We start from the raw sequence: 23,664 nt of genomic DNA on the forward strand, positions 1-23,664 counted from the left end.
CGTCTGTTCGAATCAGCTTACATGTCTCGCTGGACTCCCCGATGCTTGCCGTACTTGGCGGAGGCCTGTGCCCACTGCCGTTGGGCCTGGGTCAGATGCTCCTCGCGCTCCCCGCCCTGGATGGCGCCGGCGGGCCTTAGGGCGTGGCAGATGGCCTGGGCCAGAGCGTCGGCAGCGTCGGCGGGCTTGGGCAGCTGGTTGAGCCCCAAGATGCGGGCCACCATCCGCTGCACCTGGATCTTGTCGGCCTGCCCGTTGCCGGTCACGGCCATCTTGGCCTCGGTAGGGGTATGCAGGGCCACGGGAATCCCCCGCTGCGCCGCCCCCAGCATGGCCAGCCCTGCCGCCTGGGCGGTGCCCAGCACGGTGTTGTGGTTGGACTGGGCAAAGACCCGCTCGATGGACACCACGTCAGGGCTGAAACGGTCCAGGGCGGCCGTCAGCCCCTGGTAGATGGCCAGCAGCCGCAGGTCCTGGCTCTGTTCGGGGTCTGAGCGCACGACGTCCACATGAACAAAGGAAAGCCGGCGCGATGCACCGGCTTCAATGACGCCAACGCCGCATCGGGTGAGCCCCGGGTCGACGCCGAGAACGATCATAGGGTCACTCGTCGTCCAACTGGGCCATGACCTCGTCGGGGGCGGTCCAGTTGCTGTAGATCTCCTGCACGTCGTCCAGGTCGTCCAGGTTGTCGATCAGCTTGGAGACCTTGCGGGCGGAGTCCAGGTCCAGGGTGACCTCGCTCTTGGGGTTGAGGACCAGGTCGGCGGAGTCGTAGTCCATGCCCGCGTCCTGCAGGGCCTTGCGGACGTTGACCATGTCGCCGGGGGCAGTCAGCACGGTGTAGCTCTCGCCGTTGTCCTGCACGTCCTCAGCACCGGCCTCGGCGGCCTTCTCGAAGACCGTGTCGTAGTCCAGGCCCTCCGAGGGGACGATGATCTGGCCCTTGCGCTCGAAGTTGAAGCTGACCGACCCGTTCTGGGCCAGGGAGCCGCCGCCCTTGGTCAGGGTGGAACGGACCTCGGCGGCCGCGCGGTTGCGGTTGTCGGTCAGGCATTCGATGATGATGCCCACGCCGGCTGGAGCGTAGCCCTCGTAGACGATGGTCTCGTAGTTGGCCGCTCCGGCCTCCTCGCCCGAGCCGCGCTTGACGGCCCTGGTGATGTTGTCTGCGGGCACGGAGGACTTCTTGGCCTTGACGATGGCGTCGTAGAGGGTGGGGTTGCCGTCGGGGTCACCGCCGCCGGTGCGGGCGGCGATCTCGATGTTCTTGATCAGCTTGGCGAAGAGCTTGCCACGCTTGGCGTCGATGGCTGCTTTCTTGTGCTTGGTGGTCGCCCACTTCGAATGCCCTGACATATGTCTCCTGACGGTACGAATGCGTAAACGAATGGAATTCTAGTTCCGCTCTTCGACAATTTTACGGGTTTTCAGGCCCTTCCGTGGGGGCTTCATCGTAAGGAGAACCAGCCTTCCGGCCCACCAGCCTGCCCAGCAGGCCACGGCGATGATCGGGCCGGGCTGCCAGGGCCCGGGCGTAGACATCCAGAACCTGGTCGGTGACCCGCTCCCAGTCGTAGTCGCTGGCCCGACGCATTCCGCACGAGGCCAGGTTCAGGCGCGTGGGTCGGTCGTCCAGCAGTTCAAGGACCACCCGGGCGCAGTCCTGGGGGTCTTCATTGGCGAACAGACGTGCGCTGTGGCCGTTCTGGGAGACATCCTCGAAGGCGGGCAGATCCGAGGCCACCACCGGGCAGCCTGCCGCCATGGCCTCGACCAGCACGATGCCAAAGCTCTCTCCCCCGGTCTGTGGTGCTACATACAGGCCAAGGCTGTGGTAGAAGGAGGCCTTGTCCTCGTCGCTGATCCGGCCCAGGAAGGTGAAGTGCCGGGCCAGTCCGGGATCGACGGCTTCGAGTATTTCCCGGGCCTCCCCCTGGCCGTCACCTGCACACAGGAAGCGGGCTCCGGGCACCCGCTGCAGGATGGCAGGTGCGGCCTGGGCCAGAATCCTGAACCCCTTGCGCTCCTCCTTCATCCGTCCCAGGAATCCGATGGTGGGCTCCCGCTCGCTCCCCTGCCATTCTGGGCGCGGCCGGGCATTGCGCAGGGCTCTGGTTTCGATGCCGTTGGGGATGATCTGGCTGGGTATGCCCGGCTCCAGCAGGTTCCGGGCGTTCTGCATGGCCGATGGGCTGACGAAGATGGCCTGGCTGATGTTGGCCAGGTATCGGCGCAGGTAGCGTCTGGTCAGCCTCAGGGCCAGCGGGGTCGTATCGAAGGCCGCATGGAAGGTGGCCACATAGGGGCAGGGAATGAATCCCGGCCGCAGGGGCTTGTGGCTCAGGGAGGGCACCTCGGGCTCGTGCAGGTGCAGGATGTCGAAGTGGCCCTGCCTGACCCACTGCCGGGTCTTGTGGCCGGCCACGCCGAAGTAGCTCAGGTTGGCCACGGATCCGTTGTAGGGAATGGAGAAGGAGGAGCCGGTGGTATGCACCCAGAGGGGCATGTCCTGGGTGCGTCGGCCCGGGGCCAGAACCTGCACCTGGTGGCCGCGCTCCATAAGATGCCTGGCGAAGTCGCGGATGTGCAGTTGGACGCCTCCCGGGGTTTCGAAGGAGTAGGGCGAGATGATCCCCACCCGCAGGGGCGCCTTGATGGCGGCCCGCTCCGGCTCCCGCTCAGGCCTTTGTTCGGGTGCCTTCATGCCCGTCACCTCCCTTGTTCTCGGATGCCTGGGCCAGGATGAAGTCCGGCAGGTCGTGCATCCGGGAAAGATCCAGATCCTCAAGGAAAATCGGCTGGAGCATGTGCCAGTCCTCGGGATGCTCGCGAATGCCCTGGGCCCACTGGTCCACCCAGGCCTGGGTCAGGTCCTTGATGGCCTGCTCCCGGGGCATGTCCAGGTAGGGCTCGATGGCGATGGGCCCGTCCACCTGGCAGACATAGCCGTAGGGGGTCTTGGCCTGCCGGCGGCGCTCCCCCGTCAGCTTTTCCCTGTGCATGTTCACGGTATAGAGGGGCAGACGGGCATCCAGGGCGATGACGGCAGGTCCGGCAGCCACGCGAATCCAGGAGTCGAAGGCCTTGACGAAGACGCCACGGCGGCTCAGATCGCGGTCGGCCAGCAGGGGCACCACCTGGCCAGGCTTCCGCAGCAGGGTCGTCAGACGGCCGGTGATGTCCGGCTCGCCGGTCAGCAGGATGTTCATGCCCAGGCGGCGACGGATGTCCGCAAAGGTGTTCAGCATCCCAGGGTCCCGCAGCCGCTCGGCCACCGTGGTGACCTGGCCTACTGTGGAGCAGGCCCAGAAGCCCGCGTAGTCCCAGTTGCCCTGGTGGCCCATGCCGATGGGCAGGGATCGCAGGCCGATGTCGCTCTTGGCCGGAGCCGGATAGGCGCTGCCGCCGCCGTGTATGCGTGCCAGCAGCTGCTCCTTGGTGCGGGCTCCCACGGTCAGGGCCTCGACGAAGTAGACGAAGTAGGAGCGCATGCCCTGGCGCGAGATGCGCCGCAGGCTGCGACGGCCGGCCTCTGGCATGACATGGGCCAGGTTGCGCTCCAGCTGTCTGACGCCGCCTATCCGAAACAGCCAGCAGAGGTCGGCCGCCGCCAGGAAGAGGCCGCGCAGCAGCCCCTCGGGCACCAGGCGCGCATGCTGCGCCAGAAAGATGAGCAGTCGATCCGGCATAGGCTCACTCGTGGTTGGGGTTGGCGGGCTGCGGGTTGCGGCTCATGTCCTTGGCGACGTGGTTGATCCGCTGCCAGACGGTGACGATGCCCAGCAGGGCCAGCAGGACCAGGAAGCAGCTGAGCACGGCCAGGGGCAGCCCGGCTCCCGTCAGGGCCATGCCCACCAGGATGATGACCAGCCGGTCGGACCTGGTGGCGATGCCGTTCTTGGCCTCGAAGCCCTCGGCCTCGGCCCGGGCCCGGGCGTAGGAGGTGACGAAGGAGGTCATGATGGCGAAGAGGGCTGCAGCCATGCCCACCTGGGCCCAGATGTCGGGACCCTGGTGGCTGCCATCGGCCACCCAGGCCAGCTCGTGGCGGCGTAGGTAGATGATGACCCCGGCCAGGACGGCCCAGTCGGCTATCCGGTCAAGGGTGGAGTCCAGGAAGCCCCCGAACTGGGTGCCACCGCCGGTCAGCGCGGCCACAGACCCATCCAGGGAGTCGAAGGCCACCAGGATGGCCAGGACGATGGCCCCGGGCAGGAGCCAGCCGGTGAACCCGGTCGCGATGGCTACCAGGGTGGTGCCTACGGCTCCGCTGATGGTGACACCGTTGGCGCTCACGCCCAGACGGACCAGGCCGCGGGCGATGGGGGCGATGATGCGCTTCCAGGGGCGCCGTAGATGCTCGAACATTGGTCAGTCCTGACTGCAGGAGGTGTTCGCTCGGAAGTCGTCTGCCGAGTTGATCTGGGCGCGGACCTTGATGGCCTCGTTGATCCAGGCGCGGGCCTGCTCCACGGGCACCCCGTTGAGCTGGCTGCCGTCGCGGAAGCGGAAGGAGACCGCGTTCTTGGAGGCGTCCTCCTCGCCGGCGATCAGAATGAAGGGGGCCTTGGACTTGGCCGCGTTGCGGATCTTCTTGCCGAAGCGGTCGTCGGAGCGGTCGATCTCGCAGCGGACCATGTCGTCGCGCAGCTGGTCCAGCAGGTGCTCCAGGTGGGGGGCGAACTCGTCGGCCACGGGCACGGCCTGCACCTGGACGGGGGCCAGCCAGGCCGGGAAGGCGCCGGCGTAGTGCTCCAGCAGGATGGCGAAGAAGCGTTCGATGGAGCCGAAGAGGGCCCGGTGGATCATGACCGGCCGCTGGTGGGAGCCGTCGGCGGCGATGTACTCCAGCTGGAAGCGCTCGGGCAGGTTGAAGTCCAGCTGAATGGTGGAGACCTGCCAGGTGCGCCCGATGGCGTCCCGGGCCTGCACGGAGATCTTGGGCCCGTAGAAGGCGGCGCCCTCGGGGTCGTCGACCAGCTCCAGCCCGGAGTCCTTGGCCACCTCGGCCAGGGTGTTGGTGGCCTCCTCCCAGACCTCGTCGGAGCCGACGAACTTGTTGGGATCCTTGGTGGACAGCTCCAGGTAGAAGTCGTTGAGGCCGAAGTCCTTCAACACCTTGAGCACGAACTGGAGCAGGTTGGTCAGCTCCCCCTTCATCTGGTCCCTGGTGCAGTAGATGTGGGAGTCGTCCTGGGTCAGGCCGCGCACGCGGGTCAGGCCGTGGACCTCGCCGGACTTCTCGTAGCGGTAGACGGTGCCGAACTCGAACAGCCGCAGGGGCAGCTCCTTGTAGGAGCGCTGGCGGGACTTGAAGATCAGGTTGTGCATGGGGCAGTTCATGGGCTTCAGGTAGTAGTCGAAGCCCTGGCGGGTGACCTTGCCGTTGGCGTCCTTCTCCTCGTCCAGGTGCATGGGCGGGTACATGCCGTCCTTGTACCATTGCAGGTGGCCCGAGATCTCGTAGAGGTGGCCCTTGGTGATGTGCGGGGTCTGCACGAAGGAGTAGCCGTTGCGCCGGTGCATCTGCCGGGAGTAGTCTTCCATGGCGTTGATGATGGCCGCGCCCTTGGGGTGGAAGACGGGCAGGCCGGGCCCGATCTCGTCCGGGAAGGAGAAGAGGTCCATCTCGGCGCCCAGCTTGCGGTGGTCGCGGCGGGCGGCCTCCTCCAGACGGGCGGTGTAAGCCTTCATGTCGTCCTTGTTGGCCCAGGCGGTGCCGTAGATGCGCTGGAGCATGGGGTTCTTCTCGTCCCCGCGCCAGTAGGCGGCGGCCGTGCGCATGAGCTTGAAGCTGCGGATGTAGCGGGTGTTGGGCAGGTGGGGGCCCCGGCAGAGGTCCTTCCAGACCGTGTTGCCCTCACGGTCCAGATTGTCATACATGGTCAGCTCGCCGCCGGTGGCCACCTCGGTGGCCTCCTCGCTGTTGATCTCGGCCTCCTTGGCCCCGATCAGCTCCAGCTTGTAGGGCTGGTCGGCCTCCTCCTTGCGGGCCTCCTCTTCGGTGACCACGCGCCGGCGGAAGCTCTGGGAGGACTTGATGATCCGCTTCATCCGCTGTTCGATCTGCTTGAGGTCGTCGGGGGTGAAGGGCTTGTCCACGTCGAAGTCGTAGTAGAAGCCGTCCTTGATGACCGGGCCGATGCCCAGCTTGGCGTCCGGGCGGATCTCCTGGACGGCCTGGGCCATGACGTGGGTGGCCGAATGCCTCATGATGGCCAGTCCCTGGTCGCTCTCCAGGGTGATGGGCTCGACCTTGTCGCCCTCGTGCAGGGGTGTGTAGAGGTCGCGTGGCTGCCCGTTGAGGTCGACGGCGATGATGTCCTTGTCGTCAGCAAAAAGCTGGACGCCAGTCTGATCGGCCGCCACCTCCTTCCGTTCGCCCTTGACGATGATGGAGATGCTCGACTGTGTCATGAATGCCGTCCTTGCTATCGGAGCCCGCGTTACAGGGTGCAGGCTGGACATGGTTATCGAGCCACAGCCTAGGTCGTCACTCAGACAAGGAGGGGCCTTTGTTGCCCATGGAGCGCAGATAATCCTCGGCTTCCCGGACCAGCTCTTCGGCGGCCGGCTCGTCCACCTGGGCCTGGTCGACGTCCATCTCCAGACGGTGGACGTAGTTGGCCAAGTCGTCGTTGCAGCGCAGCAGCATTCCGGCCTGGGCCTTCCACTCGGCGGCCTTGCGGGGCAGCTCCCCCTCGTCAAGGTGGACGCCGAGCATGGCCGAGAGCCTTTGCAGCAGCTGCAGGGTGCCCTGGGCGCACTCGTCGCTGCCCAGGTACTGGGGAACGGAGACCCAGATGGACTCGGTGCTGTAGCCGTCCTGGGTGGCCAGGGCATCCAGGACGGTGGGGATGCCTATGGGGCCGGAATGGCCGTCGGTGTCGGTCTTGGGCTGGTCGCCGGCCAGGTCGTCGATGGGCAGGGGCCTGGTGTGGGGGCAGTCGGCGAACATGGCGCCCAGGGTGATGATGGCCTCCGCCTCGTCGTCTTCGGCCCAGTGGATGCTGCGCCGGCAGAAGTCGCTCCAGTGGTAGTTGGGCTCCGGGCCCATCTCCAACAGGAGGGTGTGGGTGTCATCGATCCGCACCCGGTAGATCTTGGCGGAGGGCCAGATGATCCGCCGCCTGCCCTGCACATGGCAGAGCATGGGCCGTGACATCTGGTAGTCGTAGAACCCGTCGCCCGGAATGCTGCCGATCTCGTGGGACTCGTAGACGTTCAACAGGTGGCGGATGACGTTGGTCGAGGCTGAGCACGCATCGTTCCAGCCGTCGAAGGCGGCCACCATGGTGCAGTGCTGCCTGGCTTCTTCACTCATACCTCTCACCCTACCGGTAGGAAGCCTTGTATTTCGCGGCTTTGCCATCAGCGGAGGGTGGCTCTATGACGCGGCGACACGCGCTTTTTGCCAAGTGCGGAGGTCTACGCTACAGTAGTGCAACGTGCTTCGGCAGTCACCACCACGGTGAAAGTTGAAAGTGCGGGCATAGCTTAGTTGGTAAAGCGCGACCTTGCCAAGGTCGAGACCGCGGGTCCGAGTCCCGTTGCCCGCTCGAGGTTTTCGAGCAGTTTAACCAATACGGTGGGTTAGCCAAGCGGTTAGGCAGCGGCCTGCAAAGCCGTATAGACGAGTTCGACTCTCGTACCCACCTCTCTCTCGAAACGAGAATGACCCGGGCGGTTGGCGCAGAGGTAGCGCACTTCCCTGACACGGAAGGGGTCACTGGTTCGAATCCAGTATCGCCCACAAGGATCACTTCGATGGTCTTTCCCAATCCGGGCGATTGGCGCAGCGGCTAGCGCACTTCGTTCACACCGAAGGGGTCGCAGGTTCGATTCCTGCATCGCCCACCTGGATTTTCCGCTTCTCCCCTGTCTTTCATCCAAGGTCAGTTTTCAGTCAGCGATCGGCAGCCTACAAACCTTCTGCATTGTCTGTGATCGAATCCCTGATGATGCATAGCTAATGATTCCTCCAGCGGAAATTCAGGTAATAAATTATTGCTAGCAGACCAGCTGAGATTGACTTTTCGGGCTCGCTTTAGGCAGCCGACTCCGCTGAATTATGCCCAAACCGCCCCTGCAATGCCGGTTGTTGCGGCATATAGCGAACGGAGTGTTGAGCATGTCCGGTACCTTGTGATAATTTGCTCTTAGCAACAGGTCGGGGGACCTGCCTGAAACGGGAGTACCTGTGCATCCTTGAAGAGGTGATAGCATGAAGAAAGGCCTAGGCCAATGAGGGCACGTAACTAGCCTGGCTGAATCTGCAATGCGCCACAGCTTGAGGAAACTGTGGTCTCCCTGTTTTATCTATGCAATACTTGCGTGGTCTGTTTGCGTGGCCACGTTCCGGTTGTCGCCAATGGCGGCGGCCGCGCTGTAAAGCTCCTCCGGCGGCACAGAAATATACCCCCCTCTCCTGCCGCCGGAGGTCTTACTTTTCAGGCCCTATTTGAGGGCCTGCAGGTACCGGTAGAGTGTGGGAATCGATATCTGGAGCTCGGGGGCTACGATGCCTACCGCGCCCTTGATGAGGAAGATGCCCCGGTCCTTGATGTTGCGGATGATGTCCAGCCTGTCCTGCTTGGTCAGCTTGTCCATGGGGATGTTGAACTGGCGGACCTCGTCCCTGGTGATCCTGCGGATGTTCTCGGCAGGCTCCTCGCTCACGTTGCGGCGCGAGGTCTCCGTGGAGATCTGCACATCGTCGGAGTCGATCGAGGACAGGGTCTGCAGCACGTGGGCGGCCTGCTGCAGCTCCGTGATGTTGATGCTGATGCAAAGCAGGCCAATGACGGTCTGCTCCCGGTTGCGGATCAGGTAGGAGGAGACGCGGAACTCATGCTTGTTCAGGCGGCGCCCACGGTAGTCGGAGACGAAGTCGGCCCCGTCCTGGTCGGCCCGTATGGCCAGCTGGAGCGTCTGGTCCGTAACCCCGTCGCCCAGGGAGCGTCCGGAGAGCTGCCCGTTGCGGATGAAGACGATGGAATTCTCCGGGCGGGTGATGTCATGCACAACAATCTCGGCCATGGGGCCGAAGGAATCGGCTATGAATTCTGCCAGGGGAAATACCTGTTCAAGGTTGTCTACTGTGAAATGCATGGCTGATCCTCAACATCCTAACAGGGCGGCTTGTAGCCACCGGTTGGTGCTGCGGGAAGCGAAAGGTATTGGATGGCGTGATATGGTCCATCACCTCCATACCAGCCAATCGGCCTCCTCTAATCCCGTATATTAGACCTTCTTTTGCGCACTTCAGTCCTTTGCATACGGCCCATTGAGACCGCAGGAATGCCGAAGTGCCGAAGGGATTTTCATGGTAACGCAAGAAGGCGGCTGAATCTTGCTTTTCGCAAACCCGGCCAGTCGTAACGGACTCGGTGTTGTAGCGGAGATGCTTTTTACCAATCCTGCAGAACAAAAGAGGCAAGAGGATCGGTAATCATTGAAAACCAGGTAATTCAGAAGCCGAGCATCAGTACCTGTATGGTTCCTAGGACAAGACGCAAGAACAATGTGAGTCTGGTCACGTGTTTTGGGTATCGACTTGATCTGAAAGCGACTTTGCCAAAGATATCGAACTGGCTTATGTGGGGCACATAATGAAATGAGTAAACAGCGGCCAGGCTGGCTGGGGGCTGTTAAGCCTTCTAGCTGGCCTGGCCGTGTTTCCCCTCTCTCCCGGGCTGGGGCGGGGGCGTGCATGCCTGCCCCCGACCCCGCCTGCAGAAGTGTGGTGGGGGCGCGGGTGGAAAGTGTCGGCTCTCTTGGGGTTTGAGCCTTGACTGACACTTTTCCTTCCTGCTCCCCCTTGATGGGCCGGGGGCGGGGGGATTGATACGCCGCCCGGCCTTTCTTACTCGTGCGAAGAGTGAACCAGTTGGCGTGTTTCCTGCCGGTGGCGGCGTGAGGCGAGGATCCCGCCCATCCCGGTCATGCCCGTGGCCAGGGCGAGCAGGATGCCCTCCCCTCCGGCATTGGGGAGCACGCCTGCAGGCAGGTACGTGTATCTGAGGGAGGTGTCCGGCGTTTGGGGTGCGCCGCCCAGCGTGTAGTCCACGCTGACCGTGACCGTGCCCGGCTGGTGTGCGGGCGTGAGCACGCTGACACTATTGCCGTCGCCGCGCGTCAGCCCTGATACGGCAGTCTGGTCGAACCTGACGCCGGTGATCACCAGCTGCAGGTTGAACGACACCGGCACAGGAACAAGACTCCGTATTCCTGCATTGGGATTGCCCAGCTGGCCAGAGCTGTTCTTTCCCCATGCGTAGGCGTTGCCGTCGCTGCCCACGGCCAGCGAAAGATGGTATCCGCCGCTGAGCTGTGCGGCTTGCAGCCCTTTATTCTTGTCGGTGGGGTTGGCGGGGTCGCGCACGCGCACAGGAACAGGATTCGCAGTGTAGCTGTTGCTGTCGTTGCCGATCTGGCCATCGATGTTGCATCCCCAGGTGTAGGGGTATCCGTCGCTGCCCACGGCCAGCGAATGATCCAATCCGGCGCTGACCTGTACGTAGGTGAAATCCTTGGGCAGGTCCGGGTACGTGCTGCGGTCGGGCGTCCTCACCCTGACCGGTGTAGACCGACTGGTGGTCGTCCCGTCGCCGAGCTCGCCACTGTCGTTTAATCCCCATGCGTAGGCGTTCCCGTCGCTGCCCACGGCCAGCGAATGCATGTATCCGGCGCTGACCTGCACGTAGGTGAAATCCTTGGGCAGGTCCGGGTACGTGCTGCGGTCGGGCGTCCTCACCCTGACCGGTGTAGACCGGCTGGTGGTCGTCCCGTCGCCGAGCTGTCCACGGTTGTTATTTCCCCATGCGTAGGCGTTCCCGTCGCTGCCCACGGCCAGCGAATGATTTGCTCCGGCGCTGACCTGCACATAGGTGAAATCCTTGGGCAGGTCCGGGTACGTGCTGCGGTCAGGCGTCCTCACCACGACCGGCGTAGTCCTTTGACTGGTCGTCCCGTCGCCGAGCTGTCCACGGTTGTTGCTTCCCCATGCGTAGGCGTTCCCGTCGCTGCCCACGGCCAGCGAATACTGGTCTCCGGCGCTGACCTGCACATAGGTGAAATCCTTGGGCAGGTCCGCAGGCTTTCCAATTCTGACAGGCGTATTCCGGCTGGTGGTGTTGCTGCCGAGCTGGCCATTGCCGTTGTCTCCCCAGGCGTAGGCGTTGCCGTCGCTGCCCAGGGCCAGCGAATGATTTGCTCCGGCGCTGACCTGCACATAGGTGAAATCCTTGGGCAGGTCCGGGTACGTGCTGCGGTCAGGCGTCCTCACCACGACCGGCGTAGTCCTTTGACTGGTCGTCCCGTCGCCGAGCTGTCCACGGTTGTTGCTTCCCCAGGCGTAGGCGTTCCCGTCGCTGCCCACAGCCAAGGAAAAATTGCCCATTTGTGATCCGCTGACCTGGCTGAACCTGATGCCCCGGCTGGCGCTGTCAGGCGGGGTGATGGTCGTGGATTCCCTGCCCAGCTGGCTGCCCTTATCAGGGCTGATGCTCCACGAGTTGTTCCGGCCTGCCGGCGACCACTTGGCGGTCAGGGTCAGGTCCCTGGTGACAAGCCTGCTGAAATCATAGGCGATGCTGCCGATGAACCACCCGTCGAACAGGAAACCGTCACGAGACGGGTCGGGGGAGGGCCGCTTCACCCTGCCGTATGGGGAGGAGACAGTCTGGTCTGCTGGTTTCGGGCTTCCTCTTCCCGTGTCGAAGTGAACTGTGAGCGTGGAACGTGGTTCGGTATCTCGTGTCAGCGGCTGGTCGACCGTGTACTTCAGGCTTCTGGTAAAGGGCTGGCCGTTCTGCCTGCCATTGATGGTGATGGCGGCTGGCCCGGGCTTGTGGGCGGGTATGTCCGCCTGCCATGAGTCGTTGCTCCTGGTGAGTTTGAGTGGATGGCTGTCCATGCTGGCTGATTCCAGGATGGAGGGTGATGTGGTGTCGAGCCGGGCTGGGTCGCCTTGATTGCCTTGGGTGTCCAAGCTCCACATGAACATGTCGCCTTGCCGGTTGATGGCGGTGATCCTGCTGCCGATGCTTGCGGCCTGCAAGTACGGCTGTTTCCCGTCGTCTGCGCGCATGGTTGCTTCTCCGGGCTTCCAGGCCCAGACCAGGCCTGTTGAGTCTATAAGAGTTGCTTGCATAACGTTACTGCTCATAGCTGTTACGGCAGAAAGTTGGGACGAATCCATCGGTGTTGGCTGGTTTTGTTTGTTATCTAGATAGCTGGTCTGGCCTGTCGAGTCCAGCAGCATAAAGCCGTGATCCATGGCTGATATCTGAACAATTCGGTTGGCAAGCTTAACAGGTTGGATCTGACCGGTATCAAAAGTATCTTGCCACCAAATCCAGACTTGGCCCTTGCTATCTAAGGCGAGCATGCGATCAGCATTGCCAGCCGCCTTGATTGCTAAGGCCTGCTTAGGCAGGCTTATGGCCTTTCCTGTTGGCTCGCCCTTACTGGTCCAAATATGGACTTGACCTTTTCGGTCCGCTGCTATGAGTCGGTCGGCAACCATGGTAATGCTGGTGTAGGTCGTGGAGCCTGTGTCGAGCAGGGCTGGTGTCTCCCCGACTTTGCTCCAGGTGTAGATGCGGTGGTCCCGGCTCAGGGCCGCGTATCTGTCATCGCCAACAACTCCAGTTATGAATCGCACCTCGCCAGACGTATCTCTAGGTGATGGCACCTGAATAGGCTTCTTATCGTTTGATGTCCACGTGAACAGGCGGCCATCGCCGGTCACGCCGATCAGCTTGTCGTCATGGGCTTCCAATGCGCTGAACGATGGTGAGTCCGCACTCGGGGGTGTGATGGTGATGCTGGTGCCGCCGGAAGCCGGACCATGGTCGGGGCTGAGCGCCCAATCAGTCACCGGGGTCCACTTGGCCTTCAAGGTGATGTCCCTGGTGATCGGGGTGCGGAAATCCATCATTGCGTCATGCTCGGACCAGCCGTCGAAACGGTAGCCGTCGCGCTTCGGATTATCGGCAGGAGGCGACGCCAAGGAGCCATCCGGCACAGTTACACGTTCCGCTTTGCTTCCATCGGCAGGGTCGAACACCACAATATGAGAATCAGCAGCAGACTGGGTCACAGTAGGTGAATAAGAGCTCGATGGCGAGATTCCAAGGGATTGGGAAGAACCTGTCGGGGTTTGAACAGGGGAAGAAGAAACAGATGACGCCTTCAGCGGCGACGGGGAAGGCAGATTAGATGGTTGTAGATCGCTCAGGGAACCATTATCTACCTGAGCGGTATAACGACCCCCCCCCCCCGTTGACATCTGAGCCGGAGGCGAAGACGGTGCCGGTGGCCATGCCGGTCAGCAGCAGGGGTATCAGCACCAATGCTGATATGAGCGGCCGCAGGCCAAACCCATGCGTACGAGAACCGGCAGACGTCGACGACGAAACCACAACAAACCTCCCCAAAGGATTCAAAACGCTTGGCTGACCCAGTCCCCCGCAACCATGGGCAGCGCATGAGCAAATCCTATCACGGGGCCATATGAGCGTCGAATCCCCCGGCAGTTCACTAAGGCTCAGCTGGCCGCCACGCCGCCTACTGCGGGCAGGGCGCCGACCATGAGCATGATGGCCACGAAGATGGCCAGGCCGATCCGGTAGATGACGAATCCCCGGTAGGAGAAGCGCGAGACGATCTTCAAAAAGGCGATGATGACGATGTATCCCAGCAGGAAGCTGACCACGGTGGCGCAGATGGTGGCCCCCCAGCCGGGGAAGGCGGCGTCCGCGTTGATGTTCTTCAAGGACTTGACCGTCTCGAGGATGCCGGCACCGAAGACGGCGGGAATGGCCATGAGGAAGCTGACCCGGGTGGCGGACTCGCGGGTGTAGCCCAGGGCGCGGCCGAAGGTCATGGTGCCGCCCGAACGGGATACGCCGGGGATCAGGGCCAGCATCTGCCCGATGCCGAAGAGCAGGGCGTCCCGGGCGCTCATCTGGCGAATCTCCTTATTCTGGCGGCCGTGGCGGTCGAAGTAGTCCAGCAGCAGGCCGAAGACGATCAGCACCACCACGGTGATCCAGAGGTTGCGCAGCTTGGTTTCGATGATCTTCTGGAAGAGCAGTCCCGCCACCACGATGGGCAGGGTTCCCAGAATGATGTACCAGCCCAGGGCCGCATCATGGTCCTTGGAGCCCATCCGCTCACGCCAGGAGGAGCCGTCCTTGCCGGCCAGGCAGCGGAACCAGTGGGTCAGTATGCGGGCAATGTCATGCCGGAAGTAGAGCAGGACCGCCAGCTCGGTACCGAATTGGATGATGGCTGTGAAGGCCGCGCCCGGGTCCTGGCCCAGCAGGCCGCCCACTATGCGGATATGGGCGCTGGATGAGACGGGGAAATACTCCGTCAGTGCCTGCACCAGGCCGAACAGAATGGCTTCGAAGAAATTCATGGACCCCTCTTGCTATGTCGGACAACAATGGCAAGCATAGCCACCGCGCAGGGCAGGCAGAGCCAAGGGCCGGGCATGTCTCGCAGAATGCCCACAATGGGTCTTGTCGGAATCGACGACTCGACGAATAGGGGTGTGGATCATCATGGCCAAGACCTACAGAAAATCCAGGGGCGGGGCCCCGGCGGGATTCTTCGAGTGCGAGGGGCGCGGGCTGCAATGGCTGGGCCAGGCCCAGGCGCAGGGCGGTCCCCGGGTGGTGGACGTCTACGGCTGGGGACCGGACTACCTGGACATCGAGGAGGTGACCTCCGCCTCCCCCACGCCTGGCGCGGCCTACCGCTTCGGCGCCCAGCTGGCCCACATGCATGATGCCGGGGCCGACCACTTCGGCTCCGCGCCCGAGGGCTACACGGGCACCTGCTACTTCGGACCCCTGCAGGATCCGCTCCCCATGGACGTGGGCGCCTGGGACGACCCGGCCACCTACTGGGCCAAGGGACGGCTGGAGCCCATGGTGGGCATGGCCTTGGATCGGCGGGCCCTGAACCGCGATGACATGAAGATGACCGAAGAGGTGATCCAGGCCCTGCCGGAGCTGCTGGGCGCGGCCGCCAATGACAAGCCCGCCCGGGTCCACGGGGACCTGTGGAGCGGGAACGTCATGTGGACCAGGAACGACGGGAACACCCAGGCCGTCCTGATCGACCCTGCGGCCCACGGCGGCCACCGCGAGGAGGACCTGGCCATGCTGCAGCTGTTCGGCATCCCCTACCTGGGGCAGATTCTGGACGGCTACCAGAGCGTGCACCCGCTGGCGGCCGGCTACCGGAACCGGACCACGCTCTGGCAGCTCTACGCCATCGCCGGGCACTGCGCCTTCTTCGGCGGCGGCTATGTGAGCGAGTACCGGTCCATGTGCCGGTCGCTGCTGGGCTGACTCAGCCGACTCAGCTGAAGATGTCCTTGAGCTTGCCGAAGATCCCCTTGCGGCCCCCGGCTCCGGCAGGCTTGGCACTCTGCGGGACCTGCCTGGCTTCGGAGTCGTGGCTGTTGGCGAAGTCCTCAATCAGGCGGCGCTGATCGTCGTCCAGCTTGGTAGGGATCTGAACCAGCACGTGGACGATGATGTCGCCGCGCTCCTCCCGGTTGCCGAGCCTGGTTACTCCCAGGCCCTTGATGGTGATCTCCTGGTCGGGCTGGCAGCCGGCGGGGATGTCCACCTGACGCTGGCCGTCGAAGGTCTCCAGGTCGACCTGGTGGCCCAGCACGGCCCAGGTCATGGGCACGGCGATCCAGCAGTGCAGGTCCTGGCCGCTGCGGGTGTAGTGCTTGTCGGGCTTGATGGTGATGTCCACATACAGGTCGCCGGCGGCACCGCCGCCCTCGCCCACCTCGCCCTGGGAGGCCAGCCGCAGGCGGGAGCCGTCAGCCACGCCTGCGGGCACGTTGACGCCCACCTCGCGCCGGGTGCGCACGCGGCCGTGGCCGTTGCAGACCGGGCAGGGGTGCTCGATGATGGTGCCGTGGCCCTCGCACCGCTCGCAGGGTGCCTGGCTCATCATCTGCCCCAGCAGGGTCCGCACCACCTTCTGGGCATAGCCCTTGCCGTTGCAGACCGGGCAGGTCACCGGCGAGGTTCCCTTCTGGGCCCCCGAGCCGCCGCACTCCTGGCAGAGGCCGTAGGTGCTGATGGGGGTGCGCACCACCCCGCCGAAGATGGCGGTCTTCATGTCCACGGAGACCTGGGCCAGGGCGTCCCGGCCGGGCTGTGTGCGCGGAATGGGCCCCTGGGCGGCGCCCCCGAAGCCGCCGCCGAAGAACTGGTTGAAGACGTCGCCCATGTCGAAGGGGCTGCCTCCCTGGGAGGCCTGCGGGTCGTTGGGGTCCACGCCCGCGTCGTACATGCGCCGCTTCTCGGGGTCGGAGAGCACCTCGTAGGCGCTGTTGACCTCCTTGAACTTGTCCTCGTATTCAGGCCCGGCGATGTCCGGGTGGTACTTGCGGCTCATCTTGCGATAGGCACGCTTGATGTCCTGATCGCTCGCGCCGCGCTCGACTCCCAAAACCTCGTAGTAATCTGCCACCGATCATCCTTTTCGTTTGATGCCCTCTCGACCCATAGTTGCATGGGCCCACGATACCTATGGCTTATGTCGCTGCCTTGACGCTCACGGCTCCCCGCCGCCGGCCAGGAAACCGGTCAGATAGGAGGCCACGGCACGAACCGCGCTCATGGTCGCCGGATAGTCCATGTGGGTCGGGCCGATGGAGCCCACGAAGGCCACGGGCTCGTCGGCTTCGGAGCCGTCGGTCTGCCTGGACCGGGCATGCCCGTATCCGCTGGTCACCACCGAGGCGTGGGCCAGTTCAGGGGTCCGGGTCTCGGTGCCGATGGCCACGCTGACGCCGTTGCTCTCGCGGGAAAGTTCGCTCTGGGCCCGCATGAGCCGCATGAGCACCACCTGCTCCTCCAGGGCGTCCAGCAGCGAGCCCAGGTCCCCCAGGGAGACGGCCTGGCTGTGGGTCAGCTGGGAGGTGCCGGCCATGTAGAGGCCGCTGGTCTGCTCCCGGGTGGCCATCTCGTCGAAGACCGTGGCCACCAGGCGCAGCATGGACTTGTCGCGACCCTCGGTCAGGGAGTCGGCCAGCATGCGGCAGCGGTCGGCGGCGCGGTCCAGGGGCAGGTCCTGGCACTGCCTGTTGATCTGGTCGGACAGGTCCGCCAGGGCGTTCGGATCCTCCTGCAGGGGCCCGTGCAGGGTGCGCTGGACCACCCGGCCGGTGTCGGTGATGACCACCATAAGCACGGTCCCCCGGCTCAGTCCTATGAGCTCGGCCCGGCGCAGGTTCGAGCTGGCCAGGGAGGGCGAGGCCACCACGGCGATCTGCCCGGTGATCTGGGCCAGAAGCCGGGCGGCGTGCTGCAGGGTGTCCTCAAGGTTGACCGACCCGGACAGGAAGGCGTTGATCCCCCGGCGCTGGGCGGCGGACAAGGGCACGATGGTGGCCAGCCTGTCGACGAAGTAACGGTAGCCCTTCTGGGTGGGGATGCGGCCGGCCGAGGTGTGGGGCTGGACCAGGTAGCCCTCGCTCTCCAGGGCCGCCATGTCGTTGCGCACGGTGGCGGAGCTGACTCCAAGCTGATGATTTCTGGTGAGCGAACCCGACCCTACCGGCTCGCGAGAACGGATATAGTCCTCGACGACCGCGCGCAGCACCAGCATGCGTCTGGTATTAGGCAATGTCGCTCCTTCCGTCATGGTTTCATTATTAGCACTCGGGCCATGAGAGTGCCAAAATGTCGCGCGAAGAGCCGAATTGTGTCGTCTCAAACCGATACGATGGAAGCGCAATGTGAAGGTAATCGAACATTTTCGACACAAGTCGAACATGAAGACCTCTAGATTGGAAGGAAAGCAGCACCATATGGCAGATTTCACATGGTCCGAACTCGATGAGCGGGCTGTCAAGATGGCCAAGGTCCTCTCGGCCGACGCGGTCGAGAAGGCCGGAAGCGGCCACCCCGGCTCCCCTATTTCGCTGGCGCCTATCGCTTACGCGCTCTACCAGCACTTCATCCGTCACGACCCCAACGACCCCGACTGGGTCGGGCGTGATCGGTTCATTCTTTCCGGCGGCCACGCCTCGCTGACCCAGTACGTGCAGCTTTACTTCTCCGGGTATGGACTGACCCTGGACGATCTGAAGCGCTTCCGCACCGCCGGCACCAGGACCCCCGGCCACCCCGAGTACGGCCTGACCCCCGGCATCGAGATGACCACCGGCCCGCTGGGCCAGGGTCTGGCCTCGGCCGTGGGCTTCGCCTATGGACAGCGTTACGAGCGCGGTCTGCTGGATCCGGATGCTCCCGAAGGGCAGTCCCCCTTCGACCATAAGGTCTGGGTCATCTGCGGCGAGGGCGACGTCGAGGAGGGCGTCTCCTCCGAGGCCAGCTCCCTGGCCGGCGACCAGCGCCTGGGCAACCTGACCGTCATCTTCGATGCCAACCACATCCAGATCGAGGGCGACACCCGCATCGCCCTGGGCGAGGACATCCTCAAGCGCTACCAGGCCTACGGCTGGTACACCGACGAGTTCAGCTTCATCCAGCCCGACGGCTCCTACAAGGAGGACGTCGAGGGCCTGGCTGCCGTCCTGGAGAAGGCCGAGCAGGTCACCGACCGGCCCAAGTTCATCAAGGTGGACACCCTGATGGCCTGGCCCACCCCCGGCAAGACCAACGATCCTTCAGCCCACGGCTCAGCCCTGGGCGCCGAGGCTGTCGCCGGCCTGAAGAAGACCCTGGGCTACGACCCTGAGCAGAGCTTCCAGATCGACGAGGAGGCCCTGGCCCACGCCCGCGAGGTCGCCCAGCGCGGCTTGGCCGCCCACAAGGACTGGGACGAGAAGTACCAGGCCTGGCGCAAGGCCAACCCCGACAAGGCCGACCTCTACGACCGCATCCATGCCGGCAAGCTGCCCGAGGGCTTCGACAAGGCCCTGGACGACCTGGAGGCTGGCTTCGAGCCCGGCTCCAAGGTGGCCACCCGCAAGGCCTCCGGCGCAGTCATCAACGCCCTGGCCCCCATCATGCCCGAGCTCTGGGGAGGATCCGCCGATCTGGGCGGCTCCAACAACACCAACATCAACGGTGCAGTCTCCTTCGCCCCCGAGGCCGACAAGACCGTCCAGTGGCCCAAGGCCAGCAAGTACGGCCGCCAGCTGCACTTCGGCGTGCGCGAGTTCGGCATGGGCGCCATCACCAACGGCATCCTGCTGGGTTCGGACACCAGGCCCTACAACGGGACCTTCTTCCAGTTCAGCGACTATGAGCGCCCCTCGGTGCGCCTGGCCGCCCTGATGGACATCCCCAACCTGTACGTCTGGACCCACGATTCCGTGGCCCTGGGCGAGGATGGCCCCACCCACCAGCCCATCGAGCACCTGACCGCCATGCGCGCCATCCCCCAGATGGAGGTTGTGCGCCCCGCCGATCAGTATGAGACCGCTGAGGCCTACCGCGCCTTCTTCGAGAAGGACAACACCCACCCCACGGCCATGATCCTGACCAGGCAGGGCGTGCCCACCCTGGAGGAGACCAAGGCCAAGGCCCGCGAAGGCGTGCGCAAGGGCGCCTACGTGCTGGTCGACACCGAGGGCCAGCCGGATGTGCTGATCATGGCCACCGGCTCCGAGGTGCAGCACGCTGTGGCCGCCTCCAAGACCCTGGCCGAGCAGGGCGTCAAGGCCCGCGTCATCTCCGTGCCCTCGCTGGAGTGGTTCGAGGAGCAGGACGACGAGTACAAGGAAGCCGTTCTGCCCGCCTCCGTCAAGGCCCGCGTCTCCGTTGAGGCCGGACTGGCCACGCCCTGGTACAAGTACCTGGGCAGCTATGGCAAGCCCGTCTCCATCGAGCAGTTCGGCCTGCAGGGCAGCGGCGACGAGAACATGCGCGACCTGGGCATCACCGCCGATCATGTGGTCGAAGCAGCACAGGCCTCCTTGGAGGAAGTCCGTCGGGCCCGCTGAACCCGGCATCGTGATCAATCGGGGGCCGTCCGCGACGCCGGCCCCCTCCCCTGCAGGCACGCCCGAAACGCGGGCCTGCGGGAATACAGCAACAGACTTCCCGGTAGTGCATAGTGAATGTGATTCCATCGGGAACCCAAATAAGGAGTGACAAGATGGCAGAAAATGCAAACACCCAGCGCACCAGCGATTCAGGTGTCTCGATCTGGTTGGACGATCTGAGCCGCACCCGCATCGAGTCGGGCAATCTGCAGCAACTGATCGCCGAGCGCAATGTGGTGGGCGTGACCACCAACCCCTCGATTTTCCAGAAGGCCCTGAGCCAGGTGGGTCCCTATGACGAACAGCTCAAGCAGCTGGGCCGCATCCCCGTCGATGAGGCCGTCCGCGAGCTGACCACCACCGACGTGCGCAACGCCACCGACATCTTCCGCGAGGTTGCAGAGAAGACCGACTACGTGGATGGACGCGTCTCCATCGAGGTCGATCCTCGTCTGGCCCACAACACCGAAGAGACCGAGAAGCAGGCCGAAGAGCTTTGGAACAAGGTCGATCGACCCAACGCCATGATCAAGATCCCCGCCACCTTGGAGGGTCTGCCTGCCATCACCGCCACCCTGGCCAAGGGCATCTCGGTCAACGTGACCCTGATCTTCTCCCTGGAGCGCTACAAGCAGGTCATCGACGCCTTCATCGAGGGCATGGTCCAGGCCGACAAGAACGGCCATGACCTGAAGCACATGGGCTCGGTCGCCTCCTTCTTCGTCTCCCGCGTGGACACTGCGGTTGACAAGCTACTGGAGGCCAATGGCTCCGACGAGGCCAAGTCCCTGGAGGGCAAGGCCGCTGTGGCCAACGCCCGCCTGGCCTACGAGCTCTTCGAGAAGGCCTTCGACAGCGATCCTCGCTGGGCCGACCTGGAAGCCAAGGGCGCCAAGCGTCAGCGTCCGCTCTGGGCCTCCACCGGCACCAAGAACGCCGCCTACTCCGACTGCAAGTACGTGGACGAGCTGGTGGCCCCTGACGTGGTCAACACCATGCCTGAGAAGACCCTGAACGCTCTGGCCGATCACGGCAACGGCGCTCCCTCTGTCAAGGGCACCTACGAGGAGAGCCACCAGGTGATGCAGAAGCTGGCAGACCTGGGCATCAACATCAAGGATGTGACCGACAAGCTGGAGGCCGATGGCGTCGCCGCTTTCATCGACTCCTGGGATTCGGTCCTCTCCGACGTGCAGAAGGGCATCGACCGCGTCAACGGCTGAGCGCCTGACTGACAGCTGCTGACTGACACTGGCTGCCAATAAAGATTGTGCCCCCGTCCGGCTCAAACCGGACGGGGGCACAATTATTATCTCAACTATATTTCAAGCAGACGTGTGACTACTCTGCCTTGGCCTCCTCGACCACCTGCCGCAGGGTGGCGATCAGAGCTGGGCTGTCGTTGGGCATGTTCAGCCTGGTCAGGGTGCCGCCGGCGGACTCGATGGCCTTGGCCAGCTCCATGTCCACGTCGTAGCAGATCTCCAGGTTGTCGGCGATGAAGCCGATGGAGGCGGAGACGATGGTCTTCATGCCGCTCTCAGTGATCAGATCCTTGGCCACCTTGACGAAATCAGGCCCGATCCAGGGCTCCTGGGTGCGGCCTGCCGACTGCCAGGCCAGCACGTACTGGTCCTCATTGAGGCCGGCGGCCTGGGCCACGGCATTGGACAGACCGATGACCTCATCCTTGTAGGGGTCCCCTCCCTGGATGATGCGCAGGGGCAGGGAGTGGGCGCTGAAGATCACCTTGGTGTCCGGCCGGTCGGTCAGATCCTTCTTGGCCACCAGCTGGTCGCTCCAGAAGTGGATCAGCTCTTGGTGGTTCCACCAGGACCGCACCGGCAGGTATTCCATGCCCGGATGGGCCTCGATGGCCTTGCGGGCGCGGTTGTGGTAGTCCTCGCTCGAATAGGAGGAGTACTGCGGGGCCAGGGGCAGGCCGATCACCCTGGTGATGCCATCGGCGGCAATCTGGTCGACGGCATCCTTGATGAAGGGAGCTATATACTTCAGTCCCTCGTAGACCTTGTAGGCGCCGGGGTGGGCCTTGTCCAGCGCAGCCTGGAGGCCGTCGCGCTGGGCCGTGGTGATCCTGGCCAGGGGCGAGGGCAGGCCGATGGCCTTGTAGCGGCCGACCAGCTGGTCCATGAGCGGCTTGGGGGGCTCCTGCCCATGGCGGATGTTGGTGTAGTACCCCCTGATGTCGGACTCCTGGTAGGGGGTGCCGTACGCCATGAGGAGGACTGCTGTAGGTTCAGTCATCAGCAACTTCTTTCTGTGAAAATGGAATGCAGTATGTCAGGCCGATATTGACCAGGGCTATGACGATGACCACCAGGAACATGTTCCTGTAGGAGGCCAGACCGGCCTGTCCGCCCGCCTTGCCCAATTCAATGGCCGAGGCGAAGAGCAGTGGGGCGATGGTGGTGCCGATCTTCTTGCAGGCCGACAGCCCGCCGATGGCCTGCATGCGGTTCTCGGGCCCGGCCAGCCTTCCGGCGATGACCTGGAGCGGCGAGGACATCATGGAGCCCATGCCGACCCCCATCAGGAAGGACAGGACCATGAAGAGCTGCAGGTTGTGCAGGGTCAGGGTGATCACCAAGGCCATCAGGCCTATCAGCGACGACGAAAAGACCAGCGTGGTCCGGTAGCCGAACTTGTCGACCAGGAGACCGCCCAGCCAGGACCCGACCACGGACCCGAGCCCGACGCCGACCATGACCATGCCGGCCGAGCGGACCGGGAGCCCGAAGACGGAGTGGACATAGGTCGGAATGTAGACGAAGAGGGAGAAGAACATGCCTCCCAGCGTTCCCAGCAGCAGGGTGAGCCCGTAGGAGGGCAGCTTCAGCAGGCGGATGGGCAGGAAGGGCATGGTCTCGCTTGAACCGCCAAGATTGCGCTCATGCACCAGGAAGACAGCGCCGGCCACCACGGCGACCAGGAGGCATCCGATGATCAGGCCCAGATAGGTCGTGCCGTACTGCAGGAAGGTGATCGCCACCATCAGCAGGGCCAGAGCGATGCTGAAGGAGCCCAGGCCCAGGTAGTCGGTCTTCCAGGCGCGGTCGGTCTGGGAGTCGCCCATCATGAACCAGGCCAGAATAAACAAAATGGCCAGGAAGGGCAGCATCATGAAGTAGTAGGCCCGCCATCCGTGGGTGATGCCCAGGAGCATGCCCGAAAGGACCGGGCTGACCATGGCGGAAAGGCCGGCGATGATGCCCACCGTGGAGACCTTCCTGCCCTGGTTGTTCCTGCGGGCGCGCTGCAGAAGGACGTTCATGGACAGGACCATGATGCCGCTGTCTCCCAGGGACTGGATGAACCGGCCCAGCAGCATGACCGCATAGTTGGGCGAGACCGCCGTCATCAGACATCCAAGGAACCAGAAGGCCAGCTCCCAGAGGAAGACCTTCCTGGTCCCGTGGGCGTCGGAGAGGTTGGAGGTGATGGGGGTGCCCACCACCAGTCCCAGGGTGTAGAGTCCGACCACCCAGGAGGAGCCCATGGTGGTCAGGCCGAAGGTCCGTGTGATGGACGGCAGCATGGTCGGCACCGCTCCCCCATCCAGCTGGGTGATGAAGACGATGACCATGAAGAACCATATGGGCGTGGAAAGGATCGATCTTCTCTCTCTTGCAGACATGGTG

17 protein-coding genes and 4 tRNA genes are annotated in these 23,664 nt (G+C 63.9%); 7 read left to right on the forward strand and 14 right to left on the reverse strand.

Going from position 1 to position 23,664, the window contains the following annotated elements; all coding sequences use genetic code 11:
- Positions 1–17: 17 nt before the first annotated feature.
- The 7 genes from ruvC to QRX40_RS04140 all read right to left on the reverse strand — a co-directional run bounded on the left by ruvC (position 18) and on the right by QRX40_RS04140 (position 7,327).
- Complete coding sequence (ruvC, locus tag QRX40_RS04110) at positions 18–599, reverse strand: crossover junction endodeoxyribonuclease RuvC (protein ID WP_045924420.1); 582 nt, start codon at positions 597–599, stop codon at positions 18–20.
- 4 nt (positions 600–603) lie between these two features.
- The gene (locus QRX40_RS04115; protein WP_024627747.1) at positions 604–1,359 is read right to left on the reverse strand and encodes a YebC/PmpR family DNA-binding transcriptional regulator; all 756 of its coding nucleotides are present in this window, start codon (positions 1,357–1,359) and stop codon (positions 604–606) included.
- 61 nt (positions 1,360–1,420) lie between these two features.
- Positions 1,421–2,707 (reverse strand): glycosyltransferase family 4 protein, encoded by a 1,287-nt coding sequence (locus QRX40_RS04120; RefSeq protein ID WP_313836489.1) that lies wholly within the window; start codon positions 2,705–2,707, stop codon positions 1,421–1,423.
- Complete coding sequence (locus QRX40_RS04125; protein ID WP_313836491.1) at positions 2,682–3,692, reverse strand: phosphatidylinositol mannoside acyltransferase; 1,011 nt, start codon at positions 3,690–3,692, stop codon at positions 2,682–2,684. The genes QRX40_RS04120 and QRX40_RS04125 overlap by 26 nt, the downstream gene beginning before the upstream one ends.
- 4 nt (positions 3,693–3,696) lie before the next feature.
- Positions 3,697–4,371 (reverse strand): phosphatidylinositol phosphate synthase, encoded by a 675-nt coding sequence (pgsA, locus tag QRX40_RS04130; protein ID WP_313836492.1) that lies wholly within the window; start codon positions 4,369–4,371, stop codon positions 3,697–3,699.
- A gap of 3 nt (positions 4,372–4,374) precedes the next feature.
- A complete protein-coding gene (gene thrS / locus QRX40_RS04135; protein WP_313836493.1) occupies positions 4,375–6,420 on the reverse strand; it encodes a threonine--tRNA ligase in 2,046 nt (681 codons plus the stop codon).
- Positions 6,421–6,496: 76 nt separating this feature from the next.
- On the reverse strand, positions 6,497–7,327 hold the full coding sequence (locus QRX40_RS04140) for a PAC2 family protein (RefSeq protein ID WP_045924425.1): 831 nt from the start codon (positions 7,325–7,327) through the stop codon (positions 6,497–6,499).
- A 162-nt stretch (positions 7,328–7,489) separates the two neighbouring features.
- Between QRX40_RS04140 and QRX40_RS04145 the strand changes: the two genes are divergently transcribed.
- The 4 genes from QRX40_RS04145 (at position 7,490) to QRX40_RS04160 (ending at position 7,860) form a co-directional block, all read left to right on the forward strand.
- Positions 7,490–7,562: transfer RNA gene (locus QRX40_RS04145), tRNA-Gly, on the forward strand.
- A gap of 28 nt (positions 7,563–7,590) precedes the next feature.
- Positions 7,591–7,661 (forward strand) — tRNA-Cys (locus QRX40_RS04150).
- A gap of 23 nt (positions 7,662–7,684) precedes the next feature.
- Positions 7,685–7,756 (forward strand) — tRNA-Val (locus tag QRX40_RS04155).
- A 31-nt stretch (positions 7,757–7,787) separates the two neighbouring features.
- Positions 7,788–7,860: transfer RNA gene (locus QRX40_RS04160), tRNA-Val, on the forward strand.
- A 600-nt stretch (positions 7,861–8,460) separates the two neighbouring features.
- Here the strand turns inward: QRX40_RS04160 and QRX40_RS04165 are convergent.
- The 3 genes from QRX40_RS04165 to QRX40_RS04175 all read right to left on the reverse strand — a co-directional run bounded on the left by QRX40_RS04165 (position 8,461) and on the right by QRX40_RS04175 (position 14,431).
- Complete coding sequence (locus tag QRX40_RS04165) at positions 8,461–9,114, reverse strand: PAS domain-containing protein (protein WP_313836495.1); 654 nt, start codon at positions 9,112–9,114, stop codon at positions 8,461–8,463.
- Positions 9,115–9,868: 754 nt separating this feature from the next.
- The gene (locus QRX40_RS04170; protein WP_313836497.1) at positions 9,869–13,108 is read right to left on the reverse strand and encodes an InlB B-repeat-containing protein; all 3,240 of its coding nucleotides are present in this window, start codon (positions 13,106–13,108) and stop codon (positions 9,869–9,871) included.
- Between the two features lie 447 nt (positions 13,109–13,555).
- Positions 13,556–14,431 carry an undecaprenyl-diphosphate phosphatase gene (locus QRX40_RS04175; protein ID WP_029678827.1) on the reverse strand — a complete coding sequence of 292 codons (876 nt, stop codon included), beginning with the start codon at positions 14,429–14,431 and terminating at the stop codon, positions 13,556–13,558.
- A gap of 145 nt (positions 14,432–14,576) precedes the next feature.
- On the opposite strand from QRX40_RS04175, the gene QRX40_RS04180 reads away from it, so the two are divergent.
- Positions 14,577–15,371, forward strand: coding sequence for a fructosamine kinase family protein (locus tag QRX40_RS04180; protein ID WP_313836499.1), 795 nt, complete (start codon positions 14,577–14,579; stop codon positions 15,369–15,371).
- A gap of 10 nt (positions 15,372–15,381) precedes the next feature.
- On the opposite strand, the gene dnaJ is transcribed toward QRX40_RS04180, so the two are convergent.
- Both dnaJ and hrcA read right to left on the reverse strand, forming a co-directional pair.
- Positions 15,382–16,518, reverse strand: a complete 1,137-nt coding sequence (gene dnaJ, locus QRX40_RS04185) for a molecular chaperone DnaJ (RefSeq protein WP_313836500.1) — start codon at positions 16,516–16,518, stop codon at positions 15,382–15,384.
- 84 nt (positions 16,519–16,602) lie between these two features.
- On the reverse strand, positions 16,603–17,676 hold the full coding sequence (gene hrcA / locus QRX40_RS04190; RefSeq protein WP_313836501.1) for a heat-inducible transcriptional repressor HrcA: 1,074 nt from the start codon (positions 17,674–17,676) through the stop codon (positions 16,603–16,605).
- A gap of 184 nt (positions 17,677–17,860) precedes the next feature.
- Here hrcA and tkt point away from each other — a divergent pair, with 184 nt between their 5' ends.
- Positions 17,861–19,963 (forward strand): transketolase, encoded by a 2,103-nt coding sequence (tkt, locus tag QRX40_RS04195; RefSeq protein WP_198200551.1) that lies wholly within the window; start codon positions 17,861–17,863, stop codon positions 19,961–19,963.
- Positions 19,964–20,118: 155 nt separating this feature from the next.
- Positions 20,119–21,228, forward strand: coding sequence for a transaldolase (tal, locus tag QRX40_RS04200; RefSeq protein WP_313836505.1), 1,110 nt, complete (start codon positions 20,119–20,121; stop codon positions 21,226–21,228).
- Between the two features lie 118 nt (positions 21,229–21,346).
- Here the strand turns inward: tal and hemH are convergent, their stop codons facing one another.
- Positions 21,347–22,270, reverse strand: coding sequence for a ferrochelatase (hemH, locus tag QRX40_RS04205; protein WP_313836507.1), 924 nt, complete (start codon positions 22,268–22,270; stop codon positions 21,347–21,349).
- Entirely contained in the window at positions 22,263–23,660 is a 1,398-nt protein-coding gene (locus QRX40_RS04210; protein ID WP_313836508.1) for an MFS transporter, read from the reverse strand. Before QRX40_RS04210 ends, hemH begins: the two co-directional genes overlap by 8 nt.
- Positions 23,661–23,664: the final 4 nt, after the last annotated feature.

Origin of the sequence: Bifidobacterium sp. H6bp9 (genome assembly GCF_032193695.1) — a bacterium.
Taxonomy (GTDB): domain Bacteria; phylum Actinomycetota; class Actinomycetes; order Actinomycetales; family Bifidobacteriaceae; genus Bombiscardovia; species Bombiscardovia kimbladii.